Below are 15,405 nucleotides of genomic sequence, written 5' to 3'. Positions count from 1 at the left end.
TGAAGTGGCTTGGATTAACGAACCGATCAAGCAGGAAGATGGAGAAAAGATGTTGGCCTAAGACTTAGTGGTCTCACTTGACTTGAAAATTTCCGGATCGCCGATGTAGAGAATGCCGAATACATAGGTGCAGAAATGTCCACCGAATCTAAGCGGCAAGTCATTTGCTACCTTGCGCAGTCCATTGACAGTACGGACATTTCCACCTGGGCAACGAGTCCGGAAGAGCCGTTGGACAAGGGGCAATTGAATAACTGGCAGAAGATTGCTCGGAAACTTCGAGAAGTTTCCACGCTGTAGTGATGCGAGATCAAATTCGACTGACGGATTTCGCGAGGCCCACCCAAGCTCGTCGGCGAAGGCAAGGGATCTTTCAACCGCTCAGCCGGTATCCGGTTTCGGATCAGGCGGTCTTCACGCCGGAACTGGCGTCTTGAGCAGCGCTTCGATCACCGCGCGGCAGCCGCCGCAACCGGTGCCTGCCCGGCAGGACTCGCCCACTTCGGCCACCGTGGCGCACCCTGCCTCCACCGCATGGGCCACCTGGCCGTGGGTGGCTCCGGAGCAACGGCAGAGCTGGTCATCCGGTCCCGGTGCCCCCGCAGGTTCCAGCATTCCGGGATCATCAAGCCGCAGCAGCGTCGAACGGTCCGCGGGCAGCGTGCTGCCGCGTTCGTAGCTGAGCACCAATTCCGCGCTGGTTCGCGGCAGCCCCATGGCGAGGAATCCGGTGAGAACCCCTGCCTGCGACACCATTTTCAGGTACTTGCCCTCTGCCGGATCGGCGAAGACGGTGACCTGGCTGCCGGACTCGTCCCAAAGCCCGGCGGAGATGTCTCCGCCCGCGGCCACTTCAAGTCCTTGGCCCTTGAGCATCAGGACATCCGAGGATTCCAGGGACGGAGGTGCGAGGCTGATCGGATCGTGCAGGCTTGGATCGGCCGGTCCCGGAGCCGGGGTGCTGAGCATATATTGGGCCAACCAGCCTGCTTGGGCCCAGCCAGGGGCGAGCAGGCCCACCGGCGCTTGGCCGGCGACCTCGGCGCAGTCGCCGATGGCGAAGATGCGATGTTCGATGTCCGCGGCGAGATATTCGTTGGTCTTGATTCCGCGGTTGACCGCTAGCCCGCAGCTGGAGGCCAGCTCGGTGCGCGCACGCACTCCGGTGGACAGCACCAGGGCTGCTCCTTCGATGACGCCGTGGGTTTGCGTGACCAGTCCGGTGAATCCGGTTTCATCCTTCTGGATTCCGGTGGCGCGAGCCTCGGAGATCACCTCGACACCGGCGGCGCGCAGGCTGCGGATCAGCAATGTGCCGCCGTCGGCATCCACCACCCTTCCCAAGGGGGCCGGCCCGTGGTGGATCAGCACCGGCCGATGCCCGGCTTCGGCCATGGCCAGCGCCGCTTCGATGCCCAGGACTCCGCCGCCGAGCACCAGCACCCGGCCGTTGCCCTGCAGAACCTTGTTGAGGTTCATCGCGTCTTCCAGGGTGCGCAGTGCGAACACACCCTGGGGGAGTCTGGCCTCGGAACGCGGGTCGAAGTTCAACCCGTTCAGTGCGGGGATCGTTGGCCGGGCGCCGGTGGCGAAGACCAACCGGTCGTAGCTCAGCGGACCGGCGTCTTCGAGCAGGACCTGGCGGCGGGAACGGTCTACGCGCTTCACGGTGCGGCCCAATTGCAGGACAACCCCGGCATTGCGCAAGCGGGTTTCATCGACCATGCCCAGGTGCTCGGCGCGGGTGGCGCCGACGGCGAGCTCCGCGAGCAGCACGCGGTTGTAGGCCAGGTGCTTTTCGGATGACACCACGATCAGCTCTATGGTTCCGGCGGTCACTGCGGGCAGCAGTCCCTCAACGAGGGAGGCAGCCACCGGGCCGAAACCGATGATGACAATGCGTTCCTTGGTCTGCAAACTCAAGACTCTTCTCCTAAGGGGCATAGCGAGACGGGGACATGCTTGAACTCGGGCATGGCGCTGAGCGGATCGACGACCGCGGGAGTCAGGATGTTCGCGTTATTCTTGCCGGGAAAATGGAAGGGAAGGAAGACGGTGTCCAGGCGAATCTTGGTGGTCAGCGTGGCGCGTGCGACCATGTCGCCTTGGCCGCTGCCCACCTTCACCCGCTGGCCGTCGGTGATGCCGTGGCGCAGCGCGGTGGCCGGATGGATTTCCAGTCTGGCGTCCGGGGCCGCCGCCTGCAGCTCGGCCACACGGCGGGTTTGCGCACCGGACTGGTAGTGTTCCAGCAACCGGCCGGTGACTAGTGATATTGCGCCGGGCCGGGAGTCCTGTGGCGCAGTGGCCGCTGGATAGACCGCGACGAGCTTCGCCTTGCCATCGGGATGGGCAAAACGTTCCAGGAAGAGCCTCGGCGTACCCGAACGGACCCCCGGCTCCCGGGAAATTGTTGCTGCGGCAGGGCAGGGCCAATAGATGGCAGCCCCCGCATCGAGGTCATCCCAGTCCACGCCCGAGTAGTCCGCCAGCCCTCCGGCGGAGGCGCGGCGAAGCTCCTCGAAGACCTCGCGGGCGTCGGTGGAGAAGTGGCCGGGGGAGTCCAGGCGCCTGGCGAGTTCGGCCAGAATCCACAGTTCGCTGCGTGCCTGGCCTGGTGCGGCCAGGGCGGCCCGGCGGCGCAGCACCCGCCCCTCCAAGTTGGTCATGGTTCCTTCCTCCTCGGCCCACTGCAGCACCGGGAGCACCAGATGCGCCTCGGATGCCGTTTCGGAAAGGAAGAAATCGCAGACCACCAGGAAGTCCAGCCGGCGCAACCCCTCGATAACCCGCGAGGCATCCGGGGAGGAAACGGCCGGGTTGGAACCGTGGACCAAAAGCATGCGCGAGCCCTGCTCGGTACCCAAGGTGTGCAGCAATTCGGTGGCGGGAATTCCGGGACCGGGAATGATCTCCGGGTCAACTCCCCAGACCTTGGCCACGTGCTTGCGGTGTTCCGGGTCGGTGATCTTGCGGTAGCCGGGCAGCTGATCGGCCTTCTGCCCGTGCTCGCGTCCGCCCTGTCCGTTGCCCTGTCCGGTGATGGTGCCGAACCCTCCGGCGTTGCTACCGGGCAGGCCCAGCAGCAACGCCAGATTGATGGCTGCGGTGGTCGTGTCGGTGCCGTTGGCATGCTGCTCGACGCCGCGGCCGGTGAGGATGTAGACCGGGCGGCCACCTGCGCGGGCGCTGTCTGCGGCTTTGGCCAGCGCGCGTGCGGTGCGGCGGATTTCGGCGGCGGGAACACCGGTGGCTTGTTCCACCCGTTCGGGCCACCACGCGGCCAGCGAGCTGCGCAGCTGCGCCAGTCCGTTGGTCCGGTTTTCGAGGTACCGTGCATCGGCCAGCGATTCGGTGAGCAGCACATGGGACAGGCCCAGCAGCAGCTGCAGATCGGTGGCGGGGGTGGGCTGCAGATGCCATCCGGCCCCGTCGGCGGAGAGCTCGGCGGTGGCCGAGCGTCGCGGATCCACCACGATCAGCCCACCGCTGCTCCGGGCTCCCTCCAGATGGCGGACGAACGGCGGCATGGTGTCCGCAACATTGGAACCGAGCAGCAGGATCATCCCGGCCCCGTCGAGGTCGGCCAGCGGGAATGGCAACCCCCGGTCCAAGCCGAAGCTGCGGTTGCCGGCCATGGCGGCCGAGGACATGCAGAACCTGCCGTTGTAGTCGATGCGCGAGGTGCCCAGCGCCAACCGGGCGAACTTGCCCAGCTGGTAGCCCTTCTCGTTGGTCAATCCGCCGGCGCCGAATACCGCCACCGCATCCGCGCCGTGCGCGGCCCGGATGGCGGCGGCGCGTTCGGCAATCAAATCCAGTGCCTCTTCCCAACGAATGGGCGCAAAGGAGCCATCTGACTGGCGCAGCAGCGGCTCGGTCACCCGGTCGGGGTGGCCCAGCAACCGGGCGGCGCTATGGCCCTTGCGGCACAGCGCCCCGCCGTTGGTTTCGAAGTTCCGCCCCTTCAGCTTCACCGGTTCGGCTGCCTGCGCGGTGGCGGCAGATTCCAGGGTGATGCCGCATTGCAAGGCGCAGTAGGGGCAGTGCGAATCGGTGCGGGAGGCCATCTAGATTCCTTGCTGTGCAAAGATGGTGCCGCGGCGTACGTAGCAGAACCAGGTCACTGCCATCAGCAGCAGGTACAGCCCGACGAAGACGCAGAATGCCGGGAGGTAGGATCCGGCTCTGGAGACCGAAAGCCCCAGGGCCTGCGGGACCAGGAATCCACCGTAGGCGCCGATGGCCGAGATCAGGCCCAAGGCGGCCGCGGACTTACGCGCCGCTCCGACGCTGTCTCGGCCGTTGTCCGCCCGCAGGGCGAAGACGGCGGGGATCATGCGGTAGGTCGAGCCGTTGCCTACGCCGCTGGCGGTGAACAGGACCAGGAAGAGTCCCAGGAACACCCAGAAATTCGTGGCGGACAGGGTGAGGACCAGCCCCACGGTGATCAGCGCCATCAGCGACAAGGAGGCCAGGGTGATGCGCGCTCCGCCGAAGCGGTCTGCGAGCTTGCCGCCGTAGGGGCGGGCCAGCGAACCGACCAGCGGGCCGAGGAAAGCCAGGGTGATCGTGGCGGTTCCCAGCGCGAACCCCGAATATTCGGTGAAGGTATCTGCGATCAGCTTCGGGAAAACCGCGGAGAAGCCAATGAACGAACCAAAGGTGCCGATATACAGGGACGAGATGATCCATAGATGCGGCTCGCGCAGGCAGGCCAGCGCTCCGCGCAGATCCGAGCGCGCGTTGGACAGGTTATGCATATTGCGCAGGGCGCCGAAGGCGGCGAGCAGGATGAACGGGATCCAGACGATGCCGGCCATCGGCAGCTGCAGGGAGTCTGCGGCGAATATGGTGATGGCGATCGGCACCAGCAGCTGGGCCACGGCCGCGCCGAGGTTGCCGCCGGCGGCGTTCAGGCCCAAGGCCCAACCCTTCTGCGCCGCAGGGTAGAAGTAGGTGATATTGGCCATCGAGGAAGCGAAGTTGCCGCCGCCGAACCCCGCAAGGCCTGCCAGCGAAAGCATGACCCAGAACGGGGTGCTGGTATTCGCCACGGCAAGGGCCAGGCCACCGGCCGGGATCAGCAGCAGCAAGGCCGAGACGACGGTCCAGTTGCGTCCGCCGAATCGGGCCACCATGAAGGTATAGGGAATGCGCAGGGTGGCACCGACAAGGCTTGGCATGGAGATCAGCCAGAAGAGCTGGGAGGTGCTGTATTCAAAACCGGCCGCCGGCAGGTATACCGCAACGATGGCGAATAGCTGCCACACCACGAAGCCGAGGAATTCGGCGAAGATCGACCAGCGAAGGTTGATCGCCGCGGTTTTCTGGCCCACGCTATTCCAGAATGCCGGGTCTTCGGCGTCCCAGTTGTTGATCCAGCGTCCCTTGGACAATTGAAGCGACGCGTCGGCTGTAGCGGCACCGCGATCCATCTGGGGTTCTGACTCTATCTTGATACTCACGCGAATCGTTCCCTCTCGCTGCTGGCTGGTGCTTTCAGCTTTCCAGAGGGGTATTTCGCCTAGGTGCGCTCGGTGTTGCACCCAAGGGAATTTAAATTCACGGCGCTTGCCTCAGCGGCGATAGGTCCACGTAACTTGTTCGAAATCAGCGGTGTTGTGCCTAGTGGCAGCTCATATTTCCGAGAGTCTCAGGCGGTGCGCCGACGGAGTTACCCGCCGATATACGACATCTCGATGCGCTTGCGGTCCCCTGGCTCCAAGGCGGCGCGCAGCTCCGAATAGTTGTCATCGCGTTTGCTCCACAGCCCGCCGAGCGCCAAGGCGATATCCCGGTCGGTGGCCTCGGAGCGCAGCAAGGCGCGCAGGTCCGTGCCTTCGGAGGCGAAGAGGCAGGTGTACAGCCGGCCTTCGGCCGAGACCCTGGCCCGGGTGCAGTCGCCGCAAAAGGCGCCGGTGACCGAGGAAATCACGCCGATTTCCCCCGACCCGTCGGCGTACTTCCAGCGTTTGGCGGTCTCTCCCATTTGCGTCGGAGCGGCGGGTTCGAGCCGGTGCCGGGCGGAGATCCGCTCGATCACCTCGGCGGAGGGCACAACCTCTTCCAGCTGCCACTGGTTGGAGGCTCCGACATCCATGTATTCAATGAAGCGCAGCACATGCCCGCTGCCGCGGAAGTGCTCGGCGAGGTCCAGGATTTCGTCGTCGTTGACTCCGCGCTTGAGCACGGTATTGATCTTCACCGGGCCGAGGCCGGCTAGCGCAGCCGCGTCGATGGCGGCAAGAACCTTGTCGACCGGGAACTTGACGTCGTTGATGGCTTGAAAGCGCTCATTGTCCAGCGAATCGAGAGATACCGTCACGCGGTTCAGTCCGGCCTCTTTGAGCGCGGCCGCCTTGATGGCCAAGGCCGACCCGTTGGTGGTCATCGCGAGATCCACCGGATTCCCTTCCGGCGTGCGCAGCGCCGCCAGCCGGGAAATCAGGTCCTCGATGCCGCGCCGCAGCAGCGGCTCGCCGCCGGTGAGTCGGAGTTTGCTGACCCCCAGGGATACCGCGATCCCCGCAAGCCGTTCAATTTCTTCGAAGCTCAGCAGTTCCGAGCGTTCGCGGAACTGGAAATCCTTGCCGAAGACTTCCTTGGGCATGCAGTAGACGCAACGGAAATTGCACCGGTCGGTCACCGAGATCCGCAGGTCTCGCAATGCTCGGCCGCGAGCGTCTGCCACTTTGATGGGATCTACGTTCAGAGCCACGGTGCACCTCCTGAAAAAGTACTGATGGGGCGGCTTCAAGTTATTGGCAGGGGGAGACTGCATCCGCGCAATATGCGAAGCTACCGAGGTGGTAGGTCATCTTTGAATTCTTGAGGCCTGGCCGCCGATGGTCCGCGGCGAAAATTCGATGTCGCCAAAGGGGCGCCGGCAAGAGACAAGTGATTCTCAGTCGAGAATACCTTGGATCACGTTGACCCGCATCACTTCGGCCGTCTTTGACGTCGGAAGTGACGCTGGCAGCGCGGCTGCTGCATTTGCTTCTTCGATTGATCCGCCTTCCCTGGCAGGCCCAGGCGCAAGGTTTTGGTGGATTTCTTTTCTTCCTTGGGCTTCCGCCGGTGCTTCTCATCGGCACTTGTCGGTGCCGAAACGAGGTCGAATCTGAGCGCGCAAAATGTTCATGATGCGAAAAAGCTATTTCAAAAAAGTGTTGCGCAGGTCACATTCCGTTGATAATCTCGTAGCTGTCTATGGCGGGCACCCAGCTCTGGGTCGCTATCTACCGGGCGTGCAACTGATCTATTTCAGCAGATAAGTGCGGCCGGCGCCCGAGATGAACGGGACCGTTCGGCTGGCTTGTCCGAAGCATGAGGAGCCACGCGATGAGCGTTACTACCACTGGCCAAGACTATCTTTCGATGGCCATCGAAATTGCCACTACCAATGTCCGCAACAACGGAGGTCCTTTCGGGGCCGTTGTCGTCTCTGCCTCGGGGCAGGTCTTCGAGGGAGTCAACCGGGTCACCGCGAACAACGACCCCTCGGCCCATGCCGAGGTGGTGGCCATCCGCAATGCGGCCGCGGCGCTGGGCACCTTCGACCTGAGCGGCTGCGTGCTCTACAGCAGCTGCGAACCGTGCCCGATGTGCCTGGCGACCTCGCTGTGGGCGCGCATCGACAAGGTCTATTTCGCCGCCAACCGGCATGACGCCACCGACGCTGGATTTGATGATGCGGTGTTCTATGAATACTTTGAACCCAATTCCAGCCGCGCGCTGATGCCGGTGGATTGTTTCCAGAGTGCCAGCAAGGAGCATTTGAAGCCCTTCCAGGAATGGGACTCGCTAGAGACCCGGACGGACTATTAGGGGACCGGGGCCATGACTATGACAAGTCGCCCGCAAGCCGAACCGAAAAAAACGGGCAAGGAAGCCAAGCCGGAGAGCCTGCAATCGCTTCCCGGGGGTCCACGCAATCTGCTTGATGCGTACTTCCGGATCAGCGAACGAGGTTCCACGCTCGCGCGGGAATTCCGCGGTGGAATCGTCACCTTCTTCACGATGGCCTACATCGTCATCCTCAATCCCTTGATCCTTGGCGGATTCAGCGCCGACGCCGCCCCGGTGGATGTCGCCGGCACCTGGTTGCCGGCAGCGCAGGTCGGTGCCATGACCGGGCTGACCGCCGGGGTTATGACCATCATGTTCGGGGTGATCGCCAACCTGCCCTTTGGGCTGGCCGCCGGACTGGGCATTAACTCCTTTCTCGCGGTCTCGGTCATCCAGGAGGTCACCTGGGCCGAAGCCATGGGGCTGGTGGTGATCAACGGCGTGCTGATCGTGATTTTCGGAATGACGGGCATTCGAACCGCCATCTTCCGGGCGATCCCGAAGGATCTGAAGGCCGCGATCACGGTGGGCATTGGCCTGTTCATTACCTTCATCGGGTTCGTGGACTCCGGCTTTGTCACCCGCACTCCCGCAGGTCCTCCGGTCCAGCTGGGCGATGGCGGATCGATCGTGTCGATTCCGACGATGGTCTTCGTGGTGGGGTTGCTGATCATGGGCGCGCTGGTGGCTCGTGGAGTGCAAGGCGCGATCCTGATCGGCATCGTGGTCTCCACCGTGCTGGCCGTGGTGGCGGAGCTGGTCTTCAAGATCGGGGCGGGCAGCGCGGATAACCCGCACGGCTGGCATCTGAATATTCCGGTGCTCCAGGGGCAGGTGGTCGCGCTGCCGGACATGTCGCTGGCCGGCGATTTCGATCTCTTCGGTTCCTTCTCCCGCATCGGCGCGCTTGCGGCGACGATGCTGGTCTTCACCCTGGTGTTCACGAATTTCTTTGACGCCATGGGAACCATGACGGGGCTGGCCAAAAATGCCGGCCTTGCGAAAAAGGACGGCACCTTCCCGAGGCTCAAGGCCGCATTTGTGGTCGAGGGCCTGGGGGCGGTGGCCGGCGGCATGGGGTCCTCATCCTCGAATACCGTGTATGTGGATTCGGCCGCCGGAATTGGGGAGGGGGCGCGCACCGGTTTGGCCTCTGTGGTCACCGGGGCGTTGTTCCTGGGGTCCATGTTCTTCACGCCGCTGACCTCGGTGGTGCCCATCGAGGTGGCCGCCGCGGCGCTGGTGCTGGTCGGCACCATGATGTGCGCGCAGATCCGCGAGATCAACTTCAAGCGATTCTCCTCGGCCCTGCCCGCCTTCCTGACGCTGATCACCATGCCGCTGACCTACTCCATCGCCAATGGCATTGGGGCCGGGTTCATCGCATGGGTCGTGGTGAATACCGCGGCCGGCCGCTACAAGAAGATCCACCCGCTGATGTGGGTGGTTGCCGCCGGGTTCCTGGTCTACTTCGCCCGAGGGCCGATCACCACACTGCTTGGCTGAGCGCCTCGTGAATAAAAGTTGACATCACTGGCTGTGATGCACTTCACTTAGAATGAATGAACTTGATTTTCCATGATCCGAAATTTGGAGGCTAATCATGGCTGGTTGTGTTGCCTGGTCCAAGGGCCAGATCGCGCACGGAGACTAATCGTCGCCGCGCTCGGAGGGCTGCCCTCCGCGCGCAGCTCATCGAGCGTTTCCCCGGGGCTGGGCCCCGGCGGAAACTAGTCAACCATCCAAATCATTCATAGTGCGCCTGAGCTCTCAGGTGCAGGAGGTGTCAGCGGCATGACCGCCGAGACAACGGAAAAATCGAGCTGCCAAATAACCGTCAACGGAACCATCCGTGAATTCGATGGCCCACCGCATACCAACGCGCTGGATTTCCTGCGTGGCGAAGGGCTCATCGGGTGCAAGGAGGGATGCGCGGAGGGCGAATGCGGCGCCTGCTCGATCCTCGTGGCCCGCAGCGACAGGCAGGGGACCCGCTGGACGGCGTTGAATGCCTGCCTGCTGCCGGCCGCATCGCTCGACGGGCAGGAAGTCATCACTTCCGAAGGCCTGGGCAGCGTGGAAAACCTGCATCCGGTGCAAGAGGAGATGGCCAATCGCGGCGGATCCCAGTGCGGTTATTGCACCCCCGGATTCGTCTGCTCCATGGCCGCCGAATACTACCGCCCGGAGCGAATCGCCAATACCGCAGTCATCGCGGAGCACGGCGAGGAGCACCGGTGCGGACCCAATGGATTCGATCTGCATTCGCTCTCTGGCAACTTGTGCCGCTGCACCGGGTATCGACCCATTCGTGACGCGGCCTATGCCTTGGGCGCACCGGATGCACAAGATGAGCTTGCCACCCGGCGTGGGCAAGCCGCACCGGCGGCGGTGTCCACCGATATCACGCGGGTGGACACCCCCACCGGAAGCACCGGTCGCTTCCGGCGCCCGGCCAGCCTGGACGCGGCCTTTGGCATCCTGGCCGAGGAACCCGAAACCCTGCTCGTGGCCGGGGGCACCGACTGGGGTGTCGAGGTCAATATCAAAGGTGCGCGGGCCCGCTCGGTGCTGGCCATCGACCGGCTTGCCGAGTTGCGCCAAATTCACTTCGGCGAAGACTATATCGAACTCGGCGCCGCCTGCACGCTGAGCGAACTCGAACGTCTTCTGGCCGGCAAGATCCCGTTGCTCGGCCAGCTCTTCCCGCAGTTCGCCTCCCGGCTCATCCGAAATGGCGCCACCCTCGGCGGCAATTTGGGCACCGGTTCGCCGATCGGGGATACCCCGCCGGCGCTGCTGGCGCTGGAAGCGGACCTCGTGCTGGGCAGCGCCTCGGGTAGCCGCATCGTGCCCTTGGCGCAGTACTTCACCGGGTACCGGCAGACGGTGCGGGCCGCCGGGGAACTGATCACCGCGATCCGCATCCCGCTGCCGCTGGCGGTCCTGACCAGCTTCCAGAAGATCTCCAAACGACGCTTTGACGATATCTCTTCGGTGGCCATCGGCTATGCGGTGAGCGTGGAAAACAACTACATCACCAAGGCCCGCATCGGCTTGGGCGGAGTGGCGGCCACTCCGCTGCGAGCTACCGCCACCGAAGCCGCCTTGGAAGGCAAAGAGTGGTGCTTGGCGACTATCCATGCGGCTGCCGAGCAGATGGCGCAGGAGGGCACCCCCATGGATGACCACCGGGCCAGCTCAAGCTATCGAAAGGCGATGCTGAAGTCCTCGCTGGAGCGTTTTTTCGCCGAACAGCTCGCCCGCACCAACGCAGCAAAGGGGGAGCAGATCTCATGAGCCAGCTTTCACAACGCCCGGAATCGCCCGTAGTCGGCCAGCGCCAGCGCCACGAATCCGCGGCCGAACACGTCACCGGCAGCGCGCGCTACACCGATGATCTGGCGCAGCGGCTCACCGGCGTGCTCCACGCCTACCCGGTGCAGTCCACCGAGGCCCACGCGAAGATCCTTGGCCTCGATACCAGCGGCGCCAGCGCAATTCCCGGGGTGGTGCGGGTGATTACCGCCGCCGATATCCCGGGTGTCAACGACCAGGGCGCCAATCGCGACGAACCGATGCTTCCGGTCGACGAGGTGATGTTCTACGGCCAACCGGTGGCCTGGGTGCTCGGCGAAGATCTGGAAGCCGCCAAGGCCGGGGCCGGGGCGGTCAAGGTGGACTACGAGCCGCTTGCCTCGCTGATCACCATCAAGGAGGCCATTGCCGCCCAGAGCTTCCACGGGATCAAGCCCACCATCGACAAGGGGGATATTGCCGGGGCCTTCGCCGACGCGGCGCATGTCTTTGAGGGGGACTTCGAATTCTCCGGCCAGGAGCATTTTTATCTTGAGACGCAGAACTCGCTGGCGCTGGTTGATGAGTCCGGCCAGATATTGATTCATTGCTCCACCCAGCACCCCACCGAAACCCAGGATATCGTCTCCCATGTGCTCGGCATCCCGGCCCATGAGGTGACCGTGCAGGTATTGCGGATGGGCGGCGGGTTCGGCGGCAAGGAAATGCAGCCGCACGGCTACGCGGCGCTCGCCGCGCTGGGCGCGGTGCTCACCGGGCGTCCGGTGCGGGTTCGCTTGAACCGCACCCTGGACATGACCATGACCGGCAAGCGCCACGGGTTCTACGCGACCTGGAAGATCGGCTTCGACGCGCAGGGCAAGATCCTGGCCTTGGACGCCGGCCTCACCGCGGACGGCGGGTGGAGTCTGGATCTGTCCGAACCGGTGCTCACCCGCGCGATGTGCCATATCGACAACGGCTACTGGGTCCCGAATATCCGCGTACGCGGAAGGATTGCCAAATGCCACAAGACCTCGCAGACCGCATTCCGCGGCTTTGGCGGGCCGCAGGGCATGCTGGTGATGGAGGACATCCTGGGCCGGGTCGCCCCAAAGCTGGGGATCGCGGCCCGCGAGCTGCGCCGGCGCAACTTCTACGCGCAGGGACAGGACACCCCGTACTACCAGCCGGTGCGCCATCCCGAACGGCTCAACGCGGCCTGGCAGCAGGTGCTGGAATCCGCCCAGATCACCCAGCGCGAGGCGCAAATCAGCGAATTCAACGCGCGCAATGAAAACACCAAACGCGCCCTGGCCCTCACCCCGGTGAAGTTCGGGATCTCCTTCAACCTCACCGCCTTCAACCAGGGAGGCGCCCTGGTGCTGGTCTACAAGGACGGCTCGGTGCTGGTGAACCACGGCGGCACCGAGATGGGCCAAGGCCTGCATACCAAGATGCTGCAGGTCGCGGCCACCACCTTGGGTGTGCCGCTGTCCACGGTACGCATCGCGCCAACCCGGACGGACAAGGTGCCCAATACCTCGGCCACCGCCGCCAGCTCCGGCAGCGATATCAATGGCGGGGCCGTGAAGGACGCTTGCGAGCAGATCCAGGCCAGACTGGCGCAGGTCGCCGCCGGCAAGCTTGGCGTTCCGGCGCATGAGGTGCGATTCGGCAACGGAAAGATCACCGCACTGGGCAAGAGCCAGGAGCTGAGCTGGGAAGAAACCGTGCGGGACGCCTACTTCCAGCGCATCCAACTCTCGGCCGCCGGGTTCTACCGTACCGAGGGGCTGCACTGGGATTTGAGCCAGATGTCCGGCACCCCGTTCAAGTACTTCGCCTACGGGGTAGCCGCCAGCGAGGTGGAGGTCAGCCGCTTTGACGGGTCCTACACCCTGGCCCGAGTGGACATCGTCCACGACGTGGGCGACTCGCTCTCGCCGCTGGTGGATCTGGGCCAAATCGAAGGCGGTTTCGTGCAGGGCGCCGGGTGGCTGACCCTCGAAGACCTGCGCTGGGATACCTCGGATGGTCCGGGGCGCGGGCGGGTGGCCACCCAGGCCGCGAGCACCTACAAGATCCCCAGCTTTTCCGAGATGCCCGAGGTCTTCTACGTTTCGCTGCTGGACAAGGCCCATGAGGAAGGAGCGGTATACGGTTCCAAGGCGGTCGGCGAACCGCCGCTGATGCTGGCCTTCTCGGTGCGCGAGGCGCTGCGGCAGGCGGTGGCCGAATTCGGTCCGGCCGGCTGCTCGGTCCAGCTGGCCTCGCCGGCCACACCGGAGGCGGTGTTCTGGGCCATTGAATCCGTGCGCGAGCCGAGCCTGATCGAGGAAAAGGTGCACTAGCCATGCTGTCCTGGATCGAAGCGGTGACGGCACTGCGCAATGAGCGGCGCGCGGCGGTGCTGGTCACCGTCACCGCCGTGCGCGGCCATGCCCCGCGTGAAGCCGGCGCGAAGATGGTGATCGCGGCGGACGAAATCTTCGGCACCATCGGCGGCGGCAATCTGGAGATGGCGGCCATGGAACGGGCCCGCGAAATGCTCGCGCAGGGCGAAAGCCAGCCGCAGGACATGAGCCTGCGGCTGAACGACAAAGCCCCGGCAAAATACGGGCGCCAATGCTGCGGGGGAGAGGTGAGCCTGCTGCTGGAGCCTCTGCCGGTGCCGGCCACCGTGGCGATCTTCGGGATCGGCAACGTGGGAATGGAACTTGCCCGCATCCTCTCCCGGCATGAGCTGGAGTTGCATCTGACCGACTCGCGTCCCGAGTTCCTCCAGTCGCTGGCGGCTATGGAACCCGGCGTGGCCCGTGTGCATGCGCAGGTGGCGGTGCTGGGCGAGCAGGTATTGAGCTGCCTTCCGGAAGGCGCCCACGTGCTGATCATGACCCACGACCATGCCGAGGATTTCCATTTGTGCGATGCAGCCTTGCGGCATCCGGGGCTCGGATCGATCGGGCTGATCGGTTCGAAGGCCAAATGGGCCCGCTTCCGGAAGAACCTGGCCGCCAGCGGTCACGGCGAGGCGAAAATCCAGCAGATCCAATGCCCCATCGGATTGCCCCAGGTCTCGGGCAAGCAGCCGGCGGCTATCGCCGTCAGCGTGGCCGCCGAGCTGCTGGCCAGGATCAGTTCCACCAGCAAGGTGCATGCCTGAGATCATGTGATCCGCCGCCGGCCACCGGCATCAGCTCTGGACGCGCCGAAGTTCGCTGCCGACCCGGGTGATCTGCTCGGGGCCGACCTGGCAGCACCCGCCGATAATGCGTGCGCCGGAGGCGATCAGTTCGGGCACCGCTCCGGGCAGATCGGTGCCCGGGGTCCCCGGAAGCCAGCTCCGGGCCTCGCGGTCCCAGATTTCGCCGCTGTTCGCGTAGGCCAGCAGCGGAAGATCCGTCAGCTCGCGCAGCACCTTCAGGGCCGAGACGGCCACGGGCACCGGGCAGCAGTTCACGCCGAGCGCGGCAAAGGCGCCGGAATCGTTGGCGATCCGGGCCGCCTCGCGCAGGTCGCTGCCGTCTCCCAGCACCAGCTGTCCGTCCGCGGCGGTGCGCACCGCGAGGCTGAGCAGCACCGGCAGGTCCAATCCGGCCGCCTCCCCGGCCAGCGCCTGGACTTCGGCCAGGCTCGGCACGGTTTCACAGATCAGCACGTCTGCGCCGGCATCGGCCAGGACCCGCAGACGCCCGCGGTGCCAGTCGGCCAGCTCGGCGACGGTGCGCCCATAGGCTCCGTCGTATTCGGTGCCGGACCCCGGACCGGCGCCGTAGGGTCCCACCGAGGCGGCCACCCAGCGCGCCGGTGAACCGTTCGCCGCCTCGCGGGCCAGCCGCACGCTGGTGCGCAGCAGCTCCTCGGCCTGCGCGGCGGCCTGCTCGGTGCCCGCACCGCCGCTGGCGTTCGCCAGGCCATCGATGCTGACCTGGTAGGAGCAGGTGGTGGCCAGTTGCGCGCCGGCGGCGAAGAAGTCGGCGTGGGCGGCGCGGACCTCCTCGGGGCGGTCTTTGAGGATCTGCGCGGACCACAGTTCGCCGCTCACGTCATTGCCGCGCTGCGCCAGATGGGTGCCGAGCCCGCCGTCCAGGAGCAGCGGCGCGCTGTCTGCGGCGCTCAGCGCCTCGCGGAAATTGAGGGTTTCACTGGGATTTTTCACTTTCCGAGGGTAACCCGGCGATGGGTTGATGACCGATTATGACGGTCCGTGACAGGCCATGACGAGGGCTGCGCGGAGCAGGGGGCACGGCAGTT

At 64.9% G+C, this 15,405-nt stretch carries 11 protein-coding genes; 6 read left to right on the top strand and 5 right to left on the bottom strand.

The window, feature by feature from the left end:
* The first annotated feature begins 135 nt into the window (after positions 1-135).
* Entirely contained in the window at positions 136-300 is a 165-nt protein-coding gene (locus ACT3UA_RS16390; RefSeq protein ID WP_176484196.1) for a hypothetical protein, read from the top strand.
* Positions 301-414: 114 nt separating this feature from the next.
* Here ACT3UA_RS16390 and ACT3UA_RS16385 read toward each other — a convergent pair whose 3' ends face one another.
* The 4 genes from ACT3UA_RS16385 to moaA all read right to left on the bottom strand — a co-directional run bounded on the left by ACT3UA_RS16385 (position 415) and on the right by moaA (position 6,721).
* On the bottom strand, positions 415-1,923 hold the full coding sequence (locus tag ACT3UA_RS16385; RefSeq protein ID WP_255248455.1) for an FAD-dependent oxidoreductase: 1,509 nt from the start codon (positions 1,921-1,923) through the stop codon (positions 415-417).
* Positions 1,920-4,070, bottom strand: coding sequence for a molybdopterin oxidoreductase family protein (locus ACT3UA_RS16380; RefSeq protein WP_096286916.1), 2,151 nt, complete (start codon positions 4,068-4,070; stop codon positions 1,920-1,922). The genes ACT3UA_RS16385 and ACT3UA_RS16380 overlap by 4 nt, the downstream gene beginning before the upstream one ends.
* On the bottom strand, positions 4,071-5,438 hold the full coding sequence (locus ACT3UA_RS16375) for an MFS transporter (protein WP_096286914.1): 1,368 nt from the start codon (positions 5,436-5,438) through the stop codon (positions 4,071-4,073).
* Between the two features lie 239 nt (positions 5,439-5,677).
* A complete protein-coding gene (gene moaA / locus ACT3UA_RS16370; RefSeq protein WP_255248454.1) occupies positions 5,678-6,721 on the bottom strand; it encodes a GTP 3',8-cyclase MoaA in 1,044 nt (347 codons plus the stop codon).
* 623 nt (positions 6,722-7,344) lie between these two features.
* Between moaA and ACT3UA_RS16365 the strand changes: the two genes are divergently transcribed.
* The 5 genes from ACT3UA_RS16365 to xdhC all read left to right on the top strand — a co-directional run bounded on the left by ACT3UA_RS16365 (position 7,345) and on the right by xdhC (position 14,314).
* Positions 7,345-7,830 (top strand): nucleoside deaminase, encoded by a 486-nt coding sequence (locus tag ACT3UA_RS16365; protein WP_096286910.1) that lies wholly within the window; start codon positions 7,345-7,347, stop codon positions 7,828-7,830.
* Between the two features lie 12 nt (positions 7,831-7,842).
* Complete coding sequence (locus ACT3UA_RS16360) at positions 7,843-9,357, top strand: NCS2 family permease (protein ID WP_096286908.1); 1,515 nt, start codon at positions 7,843-7,845, stop codon at positions 9,355-9,357.
* A 288-nt stretch (positions 9,358-9,645) separates the two neighbouring features.
* Positions 9,646-11,151: a xanthine dehydrogenase small subunit gene (locus tag ACT3UA_RS16355; RefSeq protein ID WP_096286906.1), complete on the top strand. Its 1,506-nt coding sequence runs from the start codon at positions 9,646-9,648 to the stop codon at positions 11,149-11,151.
* Positions 11,148-13,502 (top strand): xanthine dehydrogenase molybdopterin binding subunit, encoded by a 2,355-nt coding sequence (xdhB, locus tag ACT3UA_RS16350; RefSeq protein ID WP_096286904.1) that lies wholly within the window; start codon positions 11,148-11,150, stop codon positions 13,500-13,502. Before ACT3UA_RS16355 ends, xdhB begins: the two co-directional genes overlap by 4 nt.
* 2 nt (positions 13,503-13,504) lie before the next feature.
* Positions 13,505-14,314 carry a xanthine dehydrogenase accessory protein XdhC gene (xdhC, locus tag ACT3UA_RS16345; protein ID WP_096286902.1) on the top strand — a complete coding sequence of 270 codons (810 nt, stop codon included), beginning with the start codon at positions 13,505-13,507 and terminating at the stop codon, positions 14,312-14,314.
* Positions 14,315-14,344: 30 nt separating this feature from the next.
* Here xdhC and mmuM read toward each other — a convergent pair whose 3' ends face one another.
* On the bottom strand, positions 14,345-15,310 hold the full coding sequence (gene mmuM, locus ACT3UA_RS16340) for a homocysteine S-methyltransferase (protein ID WP_255248453.1): 966 nt from the start codon (positions 15,308-15,310) through the stop codon (positions 14,345-14,347).
* Between the last annotated feature and the right edge of the window lie 95 nt (positions 15,311-15,405).

Source organism: Glutamicibacter sp. 363 (assembly GCF_052379505.1).
GTDB lineage: Bacteria > Actinomycetota > Actinomycetes > Actinomycetales > Micrococcaceae > Glutamicibacter.
Note: the sequence above shows the minus strand (reverse complement) of the source record. Positions and strands in the feature narration are given on the sequence as shown.